General features: G+C 68.0%; 16 protein-coding genes. 13 read left to right on the top strand and 3 right to left on the bottom strand.

The window, feature by feature from the left end; all coding sequences use genetic code 11:
- The first annotated feature begins 499 nt into the window (after positions 1 to 499).
- The 8 genes from ACSHXN_RS12720 to ACSHXN_RS12685 all read left to right on the top strand — a co-directional run bounded on the left by ACSHXN_RS12720 (position 500) and on the right by ACSHXN_RS12685 (position 9,673).
- The gene (locus tag ACSHXN_RS12720; protein WP_355140793.1) at positions 500 to 1,696 is read left to right on the top strand and encodes an ATP-binding protein; all 1,197 of its coding nucleotides are present in this window, start codon (positions 500 to 502) and stop codon (positions 1,694 to 1,696) included.
- Positions 1,693 to 2,094: a roadblock/LC7 domain-containing protein gene (locus tag ACSHXN_RS12715; RefSeq protein ID WP_355140792.1), complete on the top strand. Its 402-nt coding sequence runs from the start codon at positions 1,693 to 1,695 to the stop codon at positions 2,092 to 2,094. Before ACSHXN_RS12720 ends, ACSHXN_RS12715 begins: the two co-directional genes overlap by 4 nt.
- Entirely contained in the window at positions 2,091 to 2,465 is a 375-nt protein-coding gene (locus tag ACSHXN_RS12710) for a DUF742 domain-containing protein (protein WP_355140791.1), read from the top strand. Before ACSHXN_RS12715 ends, ACSHXN_RS12710 begins: the two co-directional genes overlap by 4 nt.
- Positions 2,440 to 3,027, top strand: a complete 588-nt coding sequence (locus ACSHXN_RS12705) for a GTP-binding protein (protein ID WP_355804545.1) — start codon at positions 2,440 to 2,442, stop codon at positions 3,025 to 3,027. Before ACSHXN_RS12710 ends, ACSHXN_RS12705 begins: the two co-directional genes overlap by 26 nt.
- Before the next feature lie 72 nt (positions 3,028 to 3,099).
- Positions 3,100 to 4,452 carry a cytochrome P450 gene (locus ACSHXN_RS12700; protein WP_355140789.1) on the top strand — a complete coding sequence of 451 codons (1,353 nt, stop codon included), beginning with the start codon at positions 3,100 to 3,102 and terminating at the stop codon, positions 4,450 to 4,452.
- 478 nt (positions 4,453 to 4,930) lie between these two features.
- Positions 4,931 to 6,742 carry an acyl-CoA dehydrogenase family protein gene (locus ACSHXN_RS12695; RefSeq protein WP_355140788.1) on the top strand — a complete coding sequence of 604 codons (1,812 nt, stop codon included), beginning with the start codon at positions 4,931 to 4,933 and terminating at the stop codon, positions 6,740 to 6,742.
- Positions 6,743 to 7,410: 668 nt separating this feature from the next.
- Positions 7,411 to 8,298: a DUF1963 domain-containing protein gene (locus tag ACSHXN_RS12690; protein WP_438303123.1), complete on the top strand. Its 888-nt coding sequence runs from the start codon at positions 7,411 to 7,413 to the stop codon at positions 8,296 to 8,298.
- 670 nt (positions 8,299 to 8,968) lie between these two features.
- Positions 8,969 to 9,673: an LPXTG cell wall anchor domain-containing protein gene (locus tag ACSHXN_RS12685; RefSeq protein ID WP_355140786.1), complete on the top strand. Its 705-nt coding sequence runs from the start codon at positions 8,969 to 8,971 to the stop codon at positions 9,671 to 9,673.
- A 137-nt stretch (positions 9,674 to 9,810) separates the two neighbouring features.
- Here ACSHXN_RS12685 and ACSHXN_RS12680 read toward each other — a convergent pair whose 3' ends face one another.
- On the bottom strand, positions 9,811 to 10,530 hold the full coding sequence (locus tag ACSHXN_RS12680) for an AfsR/SARP family transcriptional regulator (protein WP_438306454.1): 720 nt from the start codon (positions 10,528 to 10,530) through the stop codon (positions 9,811 to 9,813).
- Positions 10,531 to 11,002: 472 nt separating this feature from the next.
- On the opposite strand from ACSHXN_RS12680, the gene ACSHXN_RS12675 reads away from it, so the two are divergent.
- Entirely contained in the window at positions 11,003 to 11,785 is a 783-nt protein-coding gene (locus ACSHXN_RS12675; protein WP_438303122.1) for a GNAT family N-acetyltransferase, read from the top strand.
- A 378-nt stretch (positions 11,786 to 12,163) separates the two neighbouring features.
- Here the strand turns inward: ACSHXN_RS12675 and ACSHXN_RS12670 are convergent, their stop codons facing one another.
- Positions 12,164 to 13,708, bottom strand: a complete 1,545-nt coding sequence (locus ACSHXN_RS12670; protein ID WP_355140783.1) for an AMP-binding protein — start codon at positions 13,706 to 13,708, stop codon at positions 12,164 to 12,166.
- 127 nt (positions 13,709 to 13,835) lie between these two features.
- Here ACSHXN_RS12670 and ACSHXN_RS12665 point away from each other — a divergent pair, with 127 nt between their 5' ends.
- The 4 genes from ACSHXN_RS12665 (at position 13,836) to ACSHXN_RS12650 (ending at position 19,544) form a co-directional block, all read left to right on the top strand.
- Entirely contained in the window at positions 13,836 to 16,730 is a 2,895-nt protein-coding gene (locus tag ACSHXN_RS12665) for an AfsR/SARP family transcriptional regulator (RefSeq protein WP_438303121.1), read from the top strand.
- A gap of 381 nt (positions 16,731 to 17,111) precedes the next feature.
- Positions 17,112 to 17,780, top strand: a complete 669-nt coding sequence (locus ACSHXN_RS12660; protein WP_355140781.1) for a DUF4097 family beta strand repeat-containing protein — start codon at positions 17,112 to 17,114, stop codon at positions 17,778 to 17,780.
- Positions 17,781 to 17,793: 13 nt separating this feature from the next.
- Complete coding sequence (locus ACSHXN_RS12655; RefSeq protein WP_383359006.1) at positions 17,794 to 18,756, top strand: ATP-binding cassette domain-containing protein; 963 nt, start codon at positions 17,794 to 17,796, stop codon at positions 18,754 to 18,756.
- Positions 18,753 to 19,544 carry an ABC transporter permease gene (locus ACSHXN_RS12650; protein WP_355140779.1) on the top strand — a complete coding sequence of 264 codons (792 nt, stop codon included), beginning with the start codon at positions 18,753 to 18,755 and terminating at the stop codon, positions 19,542 to 19,544. Before ACSHXN_RS12655 ends, ACSHXN_RS12650 begins: the two co-directional genes overlap by 4 nt.
- Positions 19,545 to 19,738: 194 nt before the next feature.
- Here the strand turns inward: ACSHXN_RS12650 and ACSHXN_RS12645 are convergent, their stop codons facing one another.
- On the bottom strand, positions 19,739 to 21,097 hold the full coding sequence (locus ACSHXN_RS12645; protein WP_438303120.1) for an NAD(P)/FAD-dependent oxidoreductase: 1,359 nt from the start codon (positions 21,095 to 21,097) through the stop codon (positions 19,739 to 19,741).
- Positions 21,098 to 21,143: the final 46 nt, after the last annotated feature.

The following is a 21,143-nucleotide window of genomic DNA, read 5'->3' as shown; positions in this document are numbered from 1 at the left end:
GGGAGGCACAAAGCGCCCGCGGAGCCTCCGTAAGACCGCCGGGCCCATGAGCCAAGCGGCAGAAGGCCGGCACACCGGCTCCGGAGCCGTGGGCCGGGAACCGTCTGAGTCGGATGCGCGGGGAGAGACCGCTTGGTGATGTGTGTCTTCCTGAAATGCAAGCTCAACGTCTGTTCATCGCGCGGCATCGGTAGTCCCGGGGGGCGTTCGGCCCTCAGTGGGGCTTCCGTTAGCATCCCTCCCCGGCGAAGCCTCGCATCGTCTACGCCAAGTCAGCACAGCGAAGCGGGGATTGGCACCAGCCGCGCTGTTAAGATCATCTGGCTTTCAGTAGGCTGACGCCGCGTCATGCACGTGTCACGGGGGATAGTTTCTGCCCACCGCGAAGGAGTAGCCGTTGGTCCGCGAGTGAGCCCGCAGCGCGGCGTGAGCTCCGCGCCTTCGGCCACTGCCGCGCGGTCCCACATCTACCCCCGCGATGCGACGTGAAGAGAGTCTGATGACCTCATTGATGAGGGATCCACTACTGTGGATCTTGCTAGGAGTACTGATCGCTGCGGTTCTCGCAGTGATGCTCGCCCGGAGAACCAATCTGGCGCTGCGGCAGCAGACCACCGAACTGCACGCAAGCAAGAGCCGACTCGACGCGGAGCTCCATCGGCTCCACAACGAGAACGTCACCGTTCGTACCGAGCACGATCGCGTCCTGGCGCAGGTCCGCAGCGACGCCGAAGAGGAGACGAAGGCCGCTCTCCGTACATGGATGCGCAGCCTGCAGGTGCTCGCCGATGAGCAGCAGGGCGTCATCAGCGATCTGGCCCGAGTGAAGTACGGCAACGACAGCGAGATCCTCGCCGACTTCATGACGATCGACCACTCCAACAGCCAGTTCGGCCGTCGGGCCCAGGGCATCGCAGCCCTGTGCGGCGGCTGGCTCGGCCGGCGCGAGAGTGCAGCCCCCGTCCTGGACGTGGCACGCAGCGCTCAGGGCCGCATCAAGCACTTCGACCGGGTGAGGATCCACAGCCAGGTCAACGTGGCCATCGCAAGCACCGCCGTGGAGCCGGTCGCAGTCGTTCTGGCCGAGCTCCTGGACAACGCGACCAACTACTCGGCGCCCGGCACGCCCGTCGAGATCAACATCCAGGCTGTTCCGACCGGTGTGTGCCTGATCGTCGACGACGCCGGTCTGGGCATCAACGCAGAGGAGAAGGACCGCGCTTCCGCCCTGCTGAACACGCAAGGCACTGTGTCGATCACCAGCCTCGGCAGCCCGCCGCGCGTCGGCTTCGCCGTCGCAGGTGTGCTCGCTGCTCGGTACGGGTTCAAAGTCTCCGTCGATTCCGTCTCGCCGTACGGCGGCGTCCGCGCGGTCATCCTCCTTCCGGAGAGCCTCTTGACCCACGATGTCCCCGCACCTGAAGCCGAGAACAGCCCCACCACTGCGAGTGATGAGTCGCCGCGCAGCGGCCCCGTCACGGCGCCGGTGGCGATCGTCGGGACGACAGCAGGCGGTCTGCCCAAGCGCCGCCGCGCGGTCGCAGCGGTACCGACCGTCCCCTCGCTGGCAGCCGAGCCGGACCCGGTGCCGGTGCCGGAGCACAGTGAGGTGACCGCGTCACGCCTCACTGCCTTCGCGCGCGGAACCGTCCGCGGGCGGGACACGACCATCACGGAAGGATCTCAAGACCAGTGAAGCCCGACCTGTCCTGGGTGCTGGACGACGTCATCAGCGTCCGTGGTGCCCGTCATGCGATCCTCGTCTCCGCGGACGGCCTGCTCCTGGAGCGCTCCAGCGAGATCCCCCGAGACGAGGCCGAGACCAACGCCGCGGCGATGAGCTCGATGCAGTCCCTCAGCCGCGCCGTCGCCGGGTTCGTGGCAGGCGGTAAGGGCGTCTGGAAGCAGACCCTGCTGGAGTACGACGGCGGCTGGATCTTCCTGATCGCTGCAGGCAGCGGAGCCTACATGGCAGTCTCCGCGGCCTTGGACGTCGACATGGAGGTCATGTCGATCCGCATGCAGCAGCAGGTAGCCGCGCTGGGCCGGGCACTGAGCACCCAACCGCGTCAGAGCGCTGGTGCTGAGGCATGAGCGCGCCCGGCGAGGAAGCTCCGGTCTCCAGCGAACTCGTCCGCTCCTACGTCATCACGGGCGGCCGGCGCCTGCCCTCCGCCGACGACCTCTCACTGCACATGCTCGTCACCCTGGCGCCCGACCGAGAACTGCCGTTGGGTGCCAGCCCGGAAGTACGCGCCATCTGGGAGCTGTGCTCAGGGGGATACCTGGCCGTAGCGGAAGTGGCCGCACACCTGGGCCTACCGGTCGGTGTCGCCCGTCTGCTGCTGACGGACTTAGCGGACCAAGGCCACCTGCTGCGCCGCTCGGCGCCGCCGCCCGCGAAGACAGAATCGAGACTCGTCATCGAGAAGGTGCTGCATGGACTCCAAAAACTCTATGCCTGAGCCGAGCTACGTCTCAGGCTCGGTGACGACAGCCGCAAAGATCCTTGTGGTGGGGCACTTCGCCGTGGGCAAGACCACCTTGATCGGCTCGCTCTCCGAGATCCCCCCGCTGCGCACCGAGGAGCGGATGACCCAGGCCTCCACGCACGTGGACGACCTGGCGGGTGCACCGGACAAGGTGACCACCACGGTCGCATTGGACTTCGGGCGGCTCACTCTGGGCGACGAAGTAGTGCTGTACCTCTTCGGGACGCCCGGTCAGCAGCGGTTCGTCCAGCTGTGGGAGGACATGGCCCGCGGGGCGCTGGGAGCGCTGATCCTGGTCGACCCCGCGCGGCTGGCGGACTCCTTCCCGGTGATCGAGCTGGTCGAGAAGTACGGCCTGGAGTACTCCATCGCGGTCAACTCCTTCACCGATGCGCAGTTCGGGGAGGCCGAGATCCGTGAGGCCCTCGACCTGCTGCCCGACACCCCTGTCTCGTACTGCGATGCTCGCGACCGCGCCTCGTCGGCAAGGTCGTTGATCACGCTCGTGAAGCATCTCCTTGTGCGCACGGCCTGATCCGCCGGCCGCCCCCAGCTCCCCCACCCGCCCGGACCGCAAAGACGCCGGGCCCACTAAGGATCCGATCCCATGGACAGTCAGCAACCAGCCGCGCCGGGCGCCCCCGCGCGGTGCCCGATGCACACGGCGGAGTTCGCCGCCGATCCGCATGCCGCCTACGACAAGATGCGCGCCGAGGGGCCGGCGGCTCCGGTCGAACTCGCCCCCGGGGTGGATGCCACTCTTGTCGTCGATTACCAGACGGCGCGCAGCGTGCTGCAGAACACGACCGATTTCAGCAAGGACGCCCGGCACTGGAAGGCCCTCATGGAGGGCCGCATAGCGCCGGACAGTCCGGTGGTGCCGATGATGGCGTTCCGGCCCAACGCCATGTTCACCGACGGTGCCGTCCATCTCCGGCTGCGCAAGGCCGTGACGGACAGCCTCGACCGACTCAACATCGGCCGGATTCGCCGGGACGCCGAGCCCATCGCCGCGTTCCTCATCGATCAGTTCAGCGAGCGAGGCCGTGCCGATCTCCTGAACGACTACGCGAAGCTGCTGCCGCTGCTGTTGTTCAACCGTCTTTTCGGCTGCCCCGCCGGGATCGGCGATCGCCTCACCACCTCCATGTCGGCGATGTTCGACGGCAGGGACGCCCTGAAGGCCAGCGAGAACATCACCGCCTGCCTCATGGAGCTGATCGCTCTCAAGCGGCGCGAGCCCGGCGACGATGTCACCTCCTGGCTCATCCAGCACCCCGCCGGTCTGACCGACGAGGAACTGAAGGATCAGCTCGTCATGATGATGGGCGCCGGCGTGGAGCCCGAGCGGAACCTGATCGGCAACGCCCTGCTCCTGCTGCTGTCCGGCTCATCGAGCCGAGGTGCGGGCATGCTGCCCGAAGAGGCGATCGACCACGTCCTGTGGAACAACTCGCCCATCGCCAACTACGCCACGCACTACCCCCTGCGTGACGTCGACCTAGGCGGCGTCCGAGTGGAGGCCGGCACGCCTCTCATGATCAGTTTCGGGGGCGCCAACAACGACCCCGCACTCGGCGCTGCCCGCGAGTCCCTCAGCAAGGGGGCCCACCTCGCCTGGGGCGCCGGGCCGCACGCCTGCCCGGCGAAGTCCCCGGCGACGGTGATATCCCTGACCGCGATCGAGGCCGTCCTCAACGCGCTGCCCGACCTGGCGCTCGATGTCCCGGTCGAGGAGCTCCAGTGGCGACCCGGCCCCTTCCACCGGGCCCTGGCGACGCTCCCGGTCCGCTTCACACCGACCCCCGGAACCCGGGTGGCCGCACTCCACACCCCCGCAGAGACCCCGCGGACCACGACTGCCCCGTCCCACACTCCCGTGACGCCCTCGCCGCACTCCGAGGCCAAGAAGGCGAGAAAGGGATTCTGGAGCACCTTCCTCGACATCTTCCGCGTGTAGAGGTCGCCGTGCGACGGGAACAACTGCCTGCAGCGTAGGGCCAGAGGAGCGGAAGAGCAGGTTCCGTCGGTGGGGTGCCGCTCGGCTCCGTGGAGGAGTTCCACATGACCGCAGCGGTTGGCATCGGTGGCGCGCCGTCATCCCGGTTCTCCGCCGCATGAGCTCCCCACAGGACAACCCGACCCGCTCCGGGAAGCACTGTGCGCCATGACCGACGTCGTCCCCGCCCCCCCCGGGGCGGGTACTTCGTACCGGCTACGAGGCCCGCAGCCAGGTCCTGCCCGGCAGGACCTGGCTCGTGCCCGGCATCAGCTCGATGAGGTCGACGGCCGGCGCCAGGCACGATCAAGGTCCACTCGACGTCCCCGGCGACGATGCTCAGTACGCGGCGACTTTGGGTATCTTCCACGTTTCTCGAACAGCCAATCGTGTTGATCATCACGCTGTGCGGAGCGCTCAACTCCGTTACTTTCAAGCCGTGACTGCCACTCAACTTCCCCGGAACCGGGGTATATCGGCGGACCTTGCCCGTATCCTCTTCGGGCCTCATGCAGAGCAGATCCACGAGCCCTGGAAGTCCCTGTTCAGCGATCCGCGGTTCAGCTTCCAGGAGGGGCTGAGCCCGCATGAACGAACGGCGCTGTCGTACGAGCGACTGCGCCTGGTCAACGAATCTGTGGCTGACCCGATCGGACTCGCCTCCGACATAGAATCCCTCACTGCGATGCACGAGTGGGCCGGCGTCGTGGACGCCGGCATGGCAACGATCGCGAGCATCCACTGGAACCTCCACATCGGCAGCCTGGTGGACCATGACACCGATGGACGGGATCTGTCCTCGTACGCCCGCATGGACCGCATCGGCACGTTCCTCTGCACCGAACTGGACCACGGCAACGACGCCGCGTCGCTGGAGACAACCGCGACGTTCGATCGTGACACGAGCGGTTTTGTCCTGCACACGCCGACGCCCGGCGCCTGCAAATGGATGCCGAACACCTCCTCAACCGGTGGCGCCAAGAACGCCGTCGTGGCGGCACGCCTGGTGGTGGACGACGTCGACCACGGCGTATTCCTCTTCCTCACCCCGCTGACCGACAGTGCGGGCCGCCACTGTCCGGGCGTGGAGGTACGGCCCCTCCCGCAGACGGCGAGCGCTCCCGTCGACCACTGCGCCACGTACTTCCATCAGGTGCGGTTGCCGTTCGAAGCGCTGTTGCAGGGCGAGCACGGCCGCCTGTCGCGGGACGGCACGTTCACCAGCTCTCTGGGCAACCCTCGCAAACGGTTCCTTCGGTCCGTGCGCCGGGTCCATGCGGGCAAGCTCTGCATGACCGCCTACAGCCTCGGCGTGACCCGGCACGCCCTGGCCGTCGCGATGCGGCACTCCCATCGGCGGCTCACCTCAGGGATGACGACGGGGCGCAAGGTCTCGCTGATCGAGCACCGCAGTCACCACGCCCCCCTCCTGGCGGCTGTCGCCACCACCTATGCCGCGACGCTGCTGCACCGCGATGTCGTGAGGCAGTGGACAGACGGGGTGGGGGCCGAGCAGGAGGAGACCGAGCGCCTGGCGGCGGTGACCAAGGCGTGGATCACCTGGCAAGCCCGTTCGGTGATGACGGAGTGCCGGGAACGGTGTGGCGCACAGGGCCTGCTGCTCTCGAACGGCATCGCCTTCCAACTGGCCGCGAACGAGGGGACGATCACGGCAGAGGGCGACAACCGCGTCATCTGGGTGAAGGCCGCGGGCGAGATGCTCATGGGCGGATTCACTCCGACACCGTTCTCCGAGTCGCCGCCGGGCGGCCGCACTCTGGACGACCCCGCCCATCTCCAGGACCTGCTGGCCGATGTCGAACGGGTCTGGCACAGCCGAGCCCGCAGCCGACTCCGCGGCGGCCGCCGCGGAGATCCCCTCGCGCGCTGGAACGGGACCGTCACGCCCGCGCTGAACCTGGTGGAAGCGCACGTGCACCGCCGTGCTGCACAGGCCCTCCTCGCCGCCGCGGGCCGGGTGTCCGACCCGCAGGTCCGGGCCGTTCTAGGGCACCTGCACACCCTGTTCGCGCTGCGTCTGGTGAAGGCACACAGCGGAGACTTGCTTGCCGCCGGCCGCCTCACAGCCAGCCACGTACAGCAACTACCGGACGTGGAAGAAGCGGCGATCGAGGCACTCGTGCCGTACAGCCTGCAGTTGACCGAAGGCTTCGCTGTCCTGGAAGGATTCATGGGCGAGCATCCCATGCTGCGTGCCTCGTCGGCCGCGGTCGAGCTGGCACCCGCCTAGCCCGGGCGGGCTGCCCGTCCGGCGGGCGTGCTGGGGCAGCTCGAGGCCGTTCTCAACGCGCTGCCCCCGGCGCTCGACGGTCCCGTCGAGGAGCGGCAGTGGCGGCCTGGCCCCGTCCACCGGGCTCTGTGCAACCCGCCGCTCCGGGTGGGGCGGGTACTTCGTCGTCGGCTTCGAGGCCTGCAGCCAGGTCCTGTGCGGCAGGACCTGGCTCGTGCCCGACATCAATCGGCAGGAATGCCGGCCCGATCCCGAACACCGGCACGCCCCCGCCACCCGGGAGACGAGCCACGCCCTCGCGGCTCAACGTCCCCATCCATACGTGCCGGCGCCGCAGTCTCGGCAATCTCTTCGACCGCCGGACCCCCGAGCAGATGCGGCCCGACATCGAAGACCACGTGCGGCAGCTCCTGGCCGCCCCCGAAGAACGCCTGAGCGCCGATGGGGAGCGGGCCTGGTCACCACCGTCAGTGAGCAGCCGCCCATCCGCACGGTCGGGCACCGGTTCAAGAGCCTCATCGACTGCCCCCGCGGGAGCGTTGGTCTTCCATGAGTCCTGTACGGATGGCACCGATCTGCTTCGGAACCGCCGATAAGGCCTGCCGTCGGCGCTCGGGGTCAGGCTCACCAACTGCCGGCTGTCGTATCCGCGTTCTAGAGTCCTGCACATGTCGCGTCACACACCCAGCCGTCCGGTCGATGTGGAAAGCCTCTTTCCCGAGTTGCTGCCCTTCCGCCGTGAGTCCGTCCGCCTGCACCCCCGTCCCGGTTCTCCGACCTGCGAGGACAGTTCCGTCGGAGGGCCCTTGCTCTGGCCTGCCGCGGAGCCCTGGCCGGTTTGCAGGGAGGAGCACTACGACCCGGACGGCACGGACCAGCCCATGTCCTCGGTACCGATGGTTCCCGTCGTGCAGGTTCGCCGTGCCGACGCGCCGTCCGTACCCTTCCCCGAGGGCACGGACCTGTTGCAGGTCCTGTGGTGCCCCTACGGGCACGGCGAATTCTGCTACCCCCTGCCCCAGGTCCACTGGCGGGACTCAGGAGCCGTCGGCGACGTGCTGCCCACTCCGGCGCCGGCCGATGAACTTCCTGAGGACTGGTACCCGGCTCGCTGTGTCGTGCACCCCGAGCAGGTGACCGAGTACCCGAGCCGGGACCTTCCCGACGAGGTTCACGGCACCCTCAAAGGCCGCTTCGACGAACTGCTCGCCGAAACCGGCCTGCGGTACTCGTACCACCTGGCGGAAGCCCCAGGGATCAAGCTCGGCGGCTACCCGGGCTGGACGCAGGAACCGGTGTGGCCCGACTGCGAAGGCTGCGGCAACCGGATGGAGCACCTCCTGACCGTGTCCAGCTGGGAATTCGACGGTGAGTCCTGGCGCACGTGGCTTCCCGAGGAGGACCGAGCCGACGAGAACGCATCGGGCGGTCGGCGCTGGAAGGACGACGTTCACAACCCCGCCGGGCTGTGCCTCGGCGACGCCGGAGGCGTCTACGTCTTCGAGTGCCGTACCTGTCCCGACCGCCCCATCGGGCACTGGTTCGACTGCTCGTGACCACCCGGCACTCTCATCAACGGGCTGCAGACGTTCCCGGTTCTCGACGGCAGGGGCAGGGCGGGGGGAAGATCCGTGGGAATCCGCAGAGATCCGCGGAGGTCCTCGCGTCGCCGCAGGTCAGATGCCTGTACGGATCCGGTTCGAGTCCGGTTCCGGGCACTGCTCGCCCCTGCGGCGCAGGGCGCGGGCCCCGGTGTGCCGGATGCTGCCGGGATGATGCGCGCTACTTCCACGGCCGGTGGACGGCGGCGGTCGCCGAGGCCAAGAGGCGTGGAGTGCTGCCGGATGGGAAGAGTTCCCCACCGACAGGTCGATCGGTCCTATCGGTGCCATCGGTGGCGAGGCCGACGCAGACCGCGTGCGGAAGGCTGTGCGCGCGTTGATGCCGCGGTCGCGCCTCGGTGAGGGGACTCGGGCCGGCCGTTGACGACGCGGACGGTTCCCAAGTGGTCACGGGCCTCAGCGCAATTGAGCCGCGCGGCGCGTGGCAGTGGGACTTCGAGGACCGCTTCGGCCGGTGGAGCCGTTGCCGGGCCCGTTGGCCTACTCGCCGACGGCCGAGTCCATTTCGTTTTGCGATCGTGCTTGACCTTCGGTCAGGTCGGGCTGCACGCTGAGCCGCCCCCTCCACATCTTCCCATTCGTATCTCGAAGATGGACCTGCCCCATGCGTAACCTCATCCGCGCCGGCGCGCTGACCGCCGGTGTTTCGACCGTGCTGCTCCTCGCGCCGGCCGCGCACGCCACTCCTCCCGGTGACAACGGGACGGTCAAGATCCACGACGCCAAGACGGGCGAAGAGCTGCGCCGCAACGAGCCGCACGTCTGCACGTTCTACCTCGACGCCTTCGGTTTCGACGCGGTCCAGAAGGTCGACTGGCACATCGAAGCCTGGGCGCCGACCGCCGCCACCAAGGGCGAGACCGTGAAGTCCGGGGCCATCACCCTGGATCACCAGGGCCACGGCCGTACGGCGGACCTGTCGCTGCCCGACGGGCACTACAAGCTGTTCTGGAACTTCGACGGCGAGAAGGGGGCCGCCAAGCACAAGGTGTTCTGGACCGACTGCAAGGGCTCCGAGGGCGGTGGCGGCGCTGCTGCACCGTCCGCCCCCGTGTCCTCGTCGGCGCCCTCTTCGTCGACGTCGTCCTCGTCTTCGGGTTCGGCCGGTACGACTGCCGCGCCGAATGCCTCCTCCAGTGAGGGCGGAGCGGCTCCCTCGGCCGCAGCCTCCCCGTCCGCGCAGGGCGGCGGTGATCTGGCCGAGACCGGTAGCAGCGCCCCGGTGGGCCTGCTGTCGGGCGTCGCGGCGGCGCTGGTGGCCGCGGGCGGTTACATGGTGCTGCGGCGTCGTAGGGCCTCGCAGGGCTGACGTCTGCTCAGCACGAAGGGCCCCCTGGCTCGTCCGAGTGGCGAGTCCGGGGGCCCTTCGTGTCCCATGTTCCACCGTGTGCGCCTGCGTTGCGGGGCCACCCCTGCCGGCGCTCCCGTCGGGGTCCCGCTCAGGCGCTAAAGACAGGGAACACGCGTGAGGATGCGCTGGTGAAGCTGCTGCAACTCACGGCTGGGATCGATGCCCAGTTCCCGAGCGAGATGCCTGCGTACCCGGTCGTAGGCATCGAGGGCGTCCGCCTGCCGACCGGAGCGATAGAGGGCGAGCATCTGCAGCTCACGAAGGCGTTCACGCAAAGGGTTTGCCGCGATCAGCAAGGTCAGATCGGCCAGCGCCGAGGCGTAGCGCCCCATGCGGACATCGGCCGCGACGACCTCCTCCCCGGCCGCCACATGCAGTTGGGACAGCCGATCGCGCTGCGCGTCGGCGAACGGTCCCGGCACACCGGCCAGCGCGGTGCCGCGCCAGAGAGCCAGCGCGTCTCTCAGGCAAACGGCGTTGTCCGCAGGATCCTCCGGCCTCCGGCTGTGCACCCGGTGGACAAGATCGGCGAAGCGGGTGGTGTCGAGGTCGACGGCCGCTGTGGGAATCATGTACCCGCCTGCCACCGTCCTGATCGGGCCGACCGGTTCGCCGCCACGCAGTACCCGGCGCAGTCTCGACAGGTACGTACGGATCGTGCCGTCGGCGGCACGAGGCGGACTGGAACCCCAAATCGCGTCGATGAGTTGCGCTTTGGATGTCTGTGCGCCCGCCTTGAGGAGGAGCACGGCGAGCGTGGCCTGCTGCTGTGGGGAGCCCAGGTCCAGTTCTGTTCCGCCTCGCCAACCCTGCATGGGTCCCAGCAGGCTGAAGCGGAGTTCTCTCGTCAACATGATCTGTGTCTCTGTGGGGCTTGAAACGGCGGCTCCTGGACCCGCCAGGGAACGCGCCGGTAGTCGAGTCGGAATTCCGGCACACGAGGCTATCCGGGCCAAGTGCCCAACAAGTGCCGCATGGGCGGCGGCGATTTCCGGGCCGTGCGTCAACGTGGCATCAACGCTTCGTTGACAAACGTCCCGTTGACTGGCCCATGCCGCGCCGCGCTCGGCTTCTCCAAGGGGTGGCGTCCGGGAGACGAGCGGCGAGGGCACCCGGCTCGCCGGGGGCCCGACCGGTGGCGCGGCTCGAGTACTTCCGTCGAGGCAGGTGATGAGGTGTCCGCCGGGGTACGCACACGGTTGATTTCGCCGCTCCGGAAAACCGCTCGATACCGAGGGTCATGGCCCTCGGTGCAGCCGAGTGATATTGAGCAGCTAAACTGCCCGTGTGACGAATTCTGAAAACGTTCCTGACGTTATCGACATGGCCGCCAGGGCGTGGATGAACGCACTTTTCCTGTTCGCAGAGGCGCAACCGGGCGGACATGTTCGAAGGGGTGTCAGCGGCACTTCCGAGCTCGTCACCACCGCTCCCGTGCCATTCCTGAACGGTGTCATCAGCACTGCGCGCGAGGCCGATGCCGAAGAGATCACAGCTTTCGCCGCCTCACCGCATCTGCGGTCCGTGCCGTGGAGTGTGCAGGTACGCGGTGAAGAGGTCGATGAACGGATCGTGGCCACGGCGTCGGGGCACGGACTTCGGACGCGGATGGAGATGCCCTTCATGCTGAAGGATCTCGGCGAGGGTGACCTGCGCGAATTCCCGGCCGGCGGTGTGAACGTCCGAAGGGTCATGAGCGACGAGAGCGAGCTGTACCGGACGACCATGGCCGCCGGGTACGAGGGTCCGGAAGAGATCTTTTCCGTCTTCGCGAGCCGTTCCCTGATGGAGCACGTCTCGATGCGGGCGTATGTCACCGAAGCGGAAGGCGTACCGGTGGCGACTTCCTTCGGAGTTCTGGTGGACGATCTGGTGGGAGTATTCAATATCGCGGTTCCGCCCCGGCACCGTCGGCGCGGCTACGGCACAGCGGCAACGGCGGCCGTGCTGAGCGATGCGTACAAGAACGGGGCCCGCACGGCCTTCCTGCACGCCAGCCCGCCCGGTGTTCCGCTGTACCGGGCGATGGGGTTCGGACTTGCGGAAAGCTGGACGGTCTTCGTGCCGTGATCATTCCGGTAGGGCCGGCCCTGCTCGGCGGGACGGGCCCGGCTCTTTTGTCGATCCGCGACCGCGAGACCGATTTTCGCCCGGTCGGCTTCGAACGAAAGCCGACAGATTCCCCGGCAGGATGAATGGCAGAGTTTTTTGTTCGGTCGATACTTTTCGCACTTCGCGCAGTGGGCTGTGCGATCTGGTTCTGCTGGCGCCGGTGGCGATCCGCGCCCGAGCGGGATGCCCTCATGTACAGATGGGGTGTGCACCGAAGAGACGGCGGCTCGTCCGACGGTGAGAGCGGCTGGGGCACGTGATACGTGCTTCCACGGCACCGGCCGACCGCTTGGGGTTGCCCGCAGCGCGGGCCCGTACTGCGCACGACGGTGTGCGTCACCGGGCTGTGAGTGATTCCCGAAGTGCCCGCTTGTCGGCCTTGCCCAGGTTGGTCATGGGGACCTCGTCCACGAAGTAGATGCGCTGGGGTGCCTGCAGGTGTCCCCTGCGCTCGCGAACGTACCGGGTCAGGGCATCGGCGTCCGCGTACGCCCCCCGGTGCAGCACGACGGCCGCGTTGACCGCCTCACCCGTGACGGCGTCGGGTGTACCGAAGACCGCTGCCTGCGAGACGGCCGGGTGCTCGGACAGGGCGATTTCGACGCCCCGAGAGAAGACGTTGACACCGTTTCTGATGATCATGTCCTTCTTTCGGTCGACGATGAAGACATATCCGCGATCGTCGACCCTGCCGATGTCTCCGGTGTGGAGCCACCCGTGAGCAAAGACCTCCTCCGTGAGTGCGGGCCTGCGGTGATAGCCGTTCATGGCCAGCGGGCTTCGCACGCAGATCTCACCTGTGTCGCCCGTGCTCACCTCATTGCCCTCGTCGTCCAGAATGGCGACGGTGGATGCCGTGACGGGCCTTCCGGCGGACGTCAGCAGTTCCGGTCTTTCCGGGTCGTGCTCGGTACGGCGGAGCAGCGAAATGGGATAGCACTCGGTCTGGCCGTAGAACTGGGAGAAGACGCCCCCGACGCGGTCGAGCCCTTCGGCGAGACGCTCGGGCGTGATGGCCGAAGCGCCGTACAGGAGAAGCTCCAACGAGGCCAGATCGGCATTGCCCAGGGCGGGATCGTCGAGCAGCGCATAGATCATCGGCGGCGCCAGAAGGGTCACGTTGATGTGCTCCCGCTCGATCGCCGCGAGAACTTCCGTGGGAGAGAAGCCGTCGAGAAGATGCACCGTGCCACCGCGCACGAGGGCCGGCACGATCTTCGAGCCCGTCACGTGGCTGATCGGCCCTACGGCCAAGTACCGAGGGCATGGAGGCAGTTCGAAGTCGTTGAGCACAGTGGCCGTCAGTGTCGCCAGCCACGGATGTGCGGCCGCCACCCCCTTGGCGAAGCCGGTGGTACCGCCGGTGTAGTACAAGGACGCGATCCCCTCCGGGGTGGCCACGTCGCGGGCCGCGCACGAACCGACGTGTTCCGCCTCCCGCATCAGATCGGTGCCGTAATCGGCAGGGCCCAGGGTGAACACCGCCTGGAACCCGCCGGGGTGTGCCGCCAGTGCCCCACCGCACTCGGCGAAACGGCGCACGTCGACCAGCAGAACGTCCGCACAGGCGTCGTGCACTTGATGAGCGTGGTCTTCGGCCGGGGCAGAGGGATGCAACCAGGTGACCGTGAGGCCGAAGGCCTGTGCGGCGACCCCTGCGCACCAGGCTTCCGCACGGTTTCCGGAAAGCAGGGCCATGCACTGTCCGGGCCGGAGACCGTGACCGGCGAAGACCGCCTGCATCCTGCCGATCACATCGAGGGCGGCCGCATACGTCAGCGAACCGCCGTCCCATGCGAACGCGATGCGATTCGGGTACCGACGCAGTGCTCGCAGCGCGAGCCCACCGGCAGTCGATTCGCGTCCGAGGGCCTGTCGCATGGTCGTTGCAGCCGGTTTCTCTTGATGGAGTTGCAGAACGCGCCCGTAACATAACCGGACCGTTCGGCATATTCGTCATTCGTTACTATAGACCGTTGAAGACGGTCTAAGTTCGGACGATTTTACGTTGGATTTGCCTCAGAAACCCGTACGGTGGACGTTGCTCGGCTCACTGGCAGGCCGACGCGCAGGGGAGAACCTCGTCCTGGGACCACCGCAACGACGTAGCGTTCTTGCCGCACTGCTCGTTCGCAGCGGATCGCCGGTGACCCTTGCGGAATTCATCGATGTGCTGTGGGGGCAACAGCCCCCGGAGAATGCCGCGAACGTCGTTCACCGACACATCGGTGAACTTCGCCGACTTCTGGAACCCGGCCTGAAGAGGCGGGCCACGGGCCAGTGGCTGCTGCCCAGCGCCGAAGGGTATCGACTGCGGACGGAACCGGGCTGTCTGGATCTCCAGGAGTTCCGCTCACTGGTGCACCAGGCCCGTGCCACCACCGCCTCTCCCGGGCCGCTCGACCTGTGGGTGCAGGCACTGTCCCTGTGGACCGCTCCCGTCGTCCGAGGAATCACCCCGCAAGCGGCCCAGCATCCGATGTTCACCGGGTTGCAGCGCGAGTACGCCGCCGCACTGGCAGAGGCCGCCGACGCGGCCCTGCAGACCGGCGCACCCGAGGCGGTCGTTGCTCCACTGCAGGTCGCCGTACGGTCGGATCCGCTGGACGAACCTCTGCAGGCCCGGCTCATCTTGTGTCTCGCCGCCGCGGGACGGCAGTCGGAGGCCCTGGACAACTACCGGTCGGTGCGTTCCGTCCTCGCGGACGAGTTGGGCATCGACCCCGGCGCAGAAGTCAAGGAAGCCCATCGGAGGGTGCTGTCCGGCCTGCCGCTGCACATGCCCCCCGCATCCGTTTCCGTACCGCCGGCCCAGTTGCCGCCGGCCCCCGAGCCGTTCACCGGCAGGCGGGCGGAAGTCGCCCGGTTGGTCGCGGAGGTGGACGGCGCCGCCGCCGTGCCCGGTGCCGGCCGAACGTTGGTCATCGGCGCGATCGGTGGCATGGCCGGAGTGGGCAAGACCGCTCTTGCCCTCCATCTGGCGCACCGGCTGTCCGACCGGTTTCCGGACGGGCAGCTCTACGCCGACCTGCGCGGCTTTGATCCCTCCCGGCCGCCGCTGAGTCCGCAGGACGTCCTTCGGGGCTTCCTGTGCGGACTGGGTGTCATGCCGCAGCACATGCCCCGGGACCCGGACGGCCAGACCGCGCTCTACCGCAGTGTTCTGGCCGGCCGGCGTGTGCTCGTCGTCCTGGACAACGCGCTGGACTCCGACCAGGTCAGACCGCTGCTCCCCGGCACGTCGGACAGCCTCGTCCTGGTCACCAGCCGCAACAAGCTCCTGGGACTGGTGGCGAACGACGGTGCCCGCCCCGTGGACCTGGGCGTCCTGGACGAGGCGGAAGCACGGGCGCTGCTGGCCGATCGAGTCGGCTCCGCCCGAACGGCCGCCGAGCCGGAGGCGGTGCGTGAAATCACCGCCCTCTGCGGCCGGTTGCCGTTGGCTCTGGCCATTGTCGCCGCGCGGCTGGCCACCCATCGCGGCTTCACGATGGCGGCTGTCGCCCAGCACATGCGGGAGACCGGCCCGTTGAGCGGATTCGTGGGACCCGATTCGGCGCTCGACATGCGCAACGTCTTCTCGTGGTCCTGTCAGAAGCTGTCACCCGCTGCCGCGCGGCTCTTCCGGCTGCTCGCCCTGCGGCCCGGTCCGGACATCACCGCGCCGGCTGCCGCGGCCCTGGCCGACAGGACGGTCACCGCCACCGGCCGATCGTTGGCCGAACTCAGCCAGACGCACCTGGTGATCGAACATGTGCCGGGTCGGTTCGCCCTCCACGACCTCCTCCAGGCCTACGCCCTCGAATTGGTGGAGGCCGAGACGTCCGAACAGGAACAACAGGCGGTCCTCAGACGCGTCCTGGATCACTACCTGCACCTCGCACGGGCTGCCGCTGCCGTCGTCGACCCCGAGGCCACGTCCGAGTCGACCGTCTTCCCGCACGCCGAAAGCGCTCTGGGGTGGTTTTCCTCCGAGCGGGGCGTCCTCACCGAGGCGATCCGGCGAGCCGCCGAGGCGGGCCTGCACGAACACGCTTGGCGGCTGGGCTACGCACTGGGCGGCTTCTACGAGCTGTCGGGCCTGTTCCACGAGTGGGCGTCAGTGCAACGGATGGCGTTCGACTCGGCACAGAGACTGGCGGACCACCGTGCGCATGCGCACGCGCATCGACGTCTGGGCCGTGTCACCTCGCTCCTCCACGGGTACGAGGAGGCGCAACGCCACCTGGAGCGCGCACGGGACCTCTACGCCGAGCTCGACCTCCCTCTTGACCTGGCCCATGCGCACCGCACGCTCGCCTGGGTGATGGCCAAGGGCGGCCGCCCGCAGGAGGCGGTCGACCAGGCGGAGCAGGCCCTTGTCCTCTATCGCTCCCACGGCGAGACGATCATGGCGGGACGGTGCCTCTACGCCATCGCCTGGTTCTTGGTGCTGCTGGACAGGAGCGAGGAGGCCGTACTCCACGCGCAGTCGGCACTCGAGTGCTTCGACGAGAGCACAGAGCCGATGAACGTGGCCCGGACCCTGGACACGTTGGCCTTCGCCCATGCGCACCTGGGCCAGTACGGCCTGGCCGTGGGCTACGAACAGAGATCCATTGAATTGTTCCGTTCGTGCCGCGTGCTCTACAACGAGGGCTGCGCATTGAGCCGCCTCGGAGACGTCCATTCCGTCGCGGGCGACGCGGAGGCCGCTCGCAGGAGCTGGCAGGCATCCCTGGCCATCATGATCGAATTGGATCCGCCGTGGGCCAACGCGCTCCGCACCAAGCTGAATCGGCGCGACTCATCGGCTCCTGGTCCGCACACCGAGACAGCGGAAACGGCGCAGGCGCACGCGTTGCTGTCCTTGCACGGTGTCATGCCGCCGCATGGCCGACTCGATCGCGAGCTACGGCAATGACGCGCTGACCGGCTCGCTCGGCGCGCCGTTTCGAGGGCTCTTTCGCATCGCTCGGTCCTGCTCCGCGGCGCAGGCGGGATCATCGGCCACTCCTCGCGCGAACTGCCGGCCTTCCTGCGGGGTCAGCCGCTCTCCCGGTACCGCGGTCCCCCGCACGGCCCGTGGGCCTCCGGCATAGCGTTCACCTCCATTCATTGCAACGACTGCGGTTGAGTGCGTTGCATTAGATTTCCAACCAGTGCAACGATTCTTGTCAATCTGCCTGCAGCGATGGGGTTTTGGCGCAACAAGTTTATTGCCGGATCCTTGAATGCAACGTAGCGTTTCCGTCATCAGGAAAGACGCTCTGAGGAGCGCACGACGCAGAAGAAGGAGCGCACGATGCAGAGGTTCGACACCCCCGCCCCGGTCTCGGCCGTCCTCGACATCCCTGCGGGACGCATCCAGCTCATCGCCGCCGACCGGGCCGACACCGTGGTCGAGGTCCTGCCCGTGGACGCCTCGAAGGGCCGCGATGTGAAGGCGGCGGAGCAGACCACGGTCGAATACGCCGACGGCGTCCTGCGGATCGAGGCATCGACGGCGAAGAGCCGGATCCTCGGCGACTCCGGATCCATCGAGGTCACCGTCCAACTGCCCGCCGGCTCCCACGTCGAGGCGAAGGCGGCCGGCGCCGAGTTCCGGGGCGTCGGGCGGCTCGGTGACGTCGCCTTCGAGGGCGCGCAAGGTGCGGTCAAGCTCGACGAGGCCGCGAGCGTCCGTCTCACCGTCCTCGCCGGAGACGTCGCGGTCGGCCGGCTCGGCGGCGCCGCGGAGATTAGCACGCAGAAGGGCGACATCCACATCACCGAGGCCGTGCGCGGCACGGTCACGCTGCGCACCGAGTACGGCGAGGTGTCGGTGGGTGCCGCTCACGGAGTCTCCGCCTCCCTGGACGCCGGCACCGGCCACGGCCGGATCCACAACGCGCTCAAGAACACCGAGGGCACCGCAGGCCTGACCATCCACGCGACCACCGCCTACGGCGACATCACCGCCCGCAGCCTCTGAAGGAGCACCCACCATGACCGAACTGGCCATCGCCGCCGAGGGGCTGCGCAAGTCCTACGGGGACAAGACCGTCCTCGACGGCGTCGACCTCGCCGTCCCGGAAGGAACGATCTTCTGCTTGCTCGGCCCGAACGGCGCGGGCAAGACCACGGCCGTGAAGATCCTGTCCACCCTCATCTCCCCCGCCCCCGCCGGCGGCCGGATCCGCGTCGCCGGTCACGACCTGGCCACCGAACCGCAGGCCGTACGCGCCGCGATCGGTGTCACCGGGCAGTTCTCCGCCGTCGACAGCCTGATCACCGGCGAGGAGAACATGCTCCTCATGGCGGATCTGCACCACCTCTCCAAGCGTGAGGGGCGGCAGGTCACCGCCCGGCTGCTGGAGCGCTTCGACCTCACCGAGGCCGCGAAGAAACCTGCTTCCACCTACTCCGGCGGCATGAAGCGCCGCCTCGACATCGCCATGACCCTGGTCGGCAACCCGCGGATCATCTTCCTCGACGAGCCGACCACCGGCCTCGACCCGCGCTCACGCCACAACATGTGGCAGATCGTCCGCGAACTCGTCTCCGACGGCGTCACCGTCTTCCTCACCACCCAGTACCTCGAGGAGGCCGACGAGTTGGCAGACCGCATCGCCGTGCTCAACAACGGCAAGATCGCCGCCGAGGGCACCGCCGAGGAGCTGAAGCGGCTCGTCCCCGGCGGTCACGTCCGGCTCCGCTTCACCGATCCGGCCGCCTACCGGAGCGCCGCCACCGCACTGCGTGAGGCCTCCCGGGACGACGAGGCGCTCGCACTGCAACTCCCCAGCGGAGGAAGCCAGAGTGAGCTGCGTTCCATCCTCGACCGGCTGGACTCCGCCGGCATCGAGGCCGACGAACTCACCGTGCACACACCCGACCTCGACGACGTCTTCTTCGCCCTGACCGGCGGCACCGGCGTCCCCGACCAGCCCAAGGAGGCCGTCCGATGAGCTCCCTCTCCCTCGCCGTACGCGACTGCTCCACGATGCTGCGGCGCAACCTGCTGCATGCCCGGCGCTACCCGTCGCTCACCCTGAACCTGCTGCTCACGCCGGTCATGCTGCTGCTGCTCTTCGTCTACATCTTCGGCGACACGATGAGTGCCGGGATCGGCGGCGGCGGTCCCGACCGCACCGAGTACATCGCCTACATCGTCCCGGGCCTGCTGCTGATGACCGTCGGCAGCACCGTGGTCGGGACCGCGGTCTCCGTCTCCAACGACATGACCGAGGGCATCATCGCCCGCTTCCGCACGATGGCGATCCACCGCGGTTCCGTGATCGTCGGACACGTCATCGGCAGTGTGCTCCAGTCGATCATCAGCGTGGTCCTCGTCGGTGCACTCGCCGTGGCGATCGGCTTCCGCTCCACCGACGCCACCGTCCTGGAGTGGCTCGCGGCGTTCGGACTGCTGGTGCTCTTCGCCACGGCGCTCACCTGGATCGCGGTCGGCATGGGTCTGGTCAGCCCGAACGCCGAGGCCGCCGGCAACAACGCGATGCCTCTGATTCTGCTGCCGTTGCTGTCCAGTGCGTTCGTCCCCATCGACGCGATGCCGGGCTGGTTCCAGCCGATCGCCGAGTACCAGCCGTTCACGCCCGCCATCGAGACCCTGCGCGGCCTGCTGCTCGGCAGCGGCATCGGCAACAACGGATGGCTCGCCGTCGTCTGGTGCCTGGGCCTCGCGGTGCTCGGCTATTTCTGGTCGACCTCGAAGTTCGACGACGACCCGAAGTAACCGCCGTGACAACGCGGGTCACCTCCCGCGCCCCGTCCAGCCCGAGGGCGGCGCACCCCGACAACCCGTCGGAGTGCGCCGCCCCGTTCGTGTACGTCCACCGGTGTGATTCCCGTCGAAGGCGGTGAACTGCTGTCCGGCCGGGGGTGATCGGACGCGATGCGCATGACGTACAGGAGGGTCGGTTCCACGCTCTACCGGGCGGAGGCAGGCTTCGTACGCAGAGTGCGCAGGACGACCGACGGTGAAAGCAGGCGTGTGGGGGGCTCGAGCAGGTTGATCACACCGAGCAGAGTCCGCCCGAGTCCGGCGTCGACGGTGGCGGCTCGTCGGTAGCGGTCGAGGTACCGGTTCATGAGTTTGTCCATGGGCGTCCGCTTGCCTTCCACTTCGGGGAAGCGCAGGTCGCCACCCGCCGAAAGCGCCCAAGGCGTGTCGAGGAGCTTTGCGGCCGACCGGTAGAAACGCCGAGGGAGGTTCTCGACCCCATCGCGCAGCAGAGCGCCCAGCAGGACGGCCTCCATCGCTGCCACGCTCATGCCCTGCCCGTAGACAGGATTGAAACTGCACAGTGCGTCACCGAGGACGACCAGCCCCTCCGGGTGTCGGCCCACCTTCTCGTAGTGCCGTCGAACGCTCCGGGGATAGCGCATCTTCGCCGGCTCGCTCAACGGCTCCGCGGTCTTCATGAGTTCGACGATCTGGGGAGCACCCAGGGACTCGGCGAACGCGAGCATCCCGTCGGGATCCGTCGGAGGCTCCTCGCCCAACATGCCTGTCAGCGCCAGGGAGAAGCGCCCACCTTCCTGGCGCAGGACATTCGCCGATCGGGGCTGACCGGGGGAGGCGGTGAAACTCACCGCCAGCTTTCCGTCCAACAGGCCCGGTTCACTGCGAAAGTGCCGGTGCACATAGACCATGTCCACCCGGATCATGGATTCCGGCGCCGTGCGGAAGCCGAGTTCCGACAGCCAAACACCGGCCCGCGATCCACGTCCCGACGCGTCGACGACGAGATCGGCGGACATCTCGTACTCCTGTGCGTTCACGCCGGGTCGACAGAGGCGGACACCGGCCACCCGATCGCCCCTCCGGTCCATGACAAGACCTGTCACTTCACAGGCGTCCATGACGGTGACGCCGGGAAGAGACGCTGCGACGCGTCGGCGGATCACGTGCTCGAGCAAGGGACGCGTCGGTGCTATACCGATGAGTCCGGACTCGGCTTGACGCATGAGATGCCCGTCGAGATACCAGAGAGCGTCCTTCTGCAGGTCGCCCCGCGGTGCGCCCTCATCGACCAGTTCTTCCGTGATTCCCGGAAGGAGCTCCTCCAATGCCGCCGTACCACTCGCCAGCAGGCCGTGCAGCTGCCGGCTCTGCGGCACGCCCCGTCGCGGCGCCGCTGCGTCGGGCAGGGTGTCACGGTCAACGATCGTGATCTTGTCGAACCTGTCGTGGAGGACACGTGCGGCAAGGAGTCCTGCGATGCTCCCGCCGATGACGACCGCGTGCCGAGAATTCCCGCGGACGGTGACGGATGGGCTACTCATTGTGTCTGTCTTTCGCTGTACGTGGCTGATGCCGGACCGGACACCA

Source organism: Streptomyces sp. HUAS TT11, from assembly GCF_051553595.1.
Lineage (GTDB): Bacteria > Actinomycetota > Actinomycetes > Streptomycetales > Streptomycetaceae > Streptomyces.
Note: the sequence above shows the minus strand (reverse complement) of the source record. Positions and strands in the feature narration are given on the sequence as shown.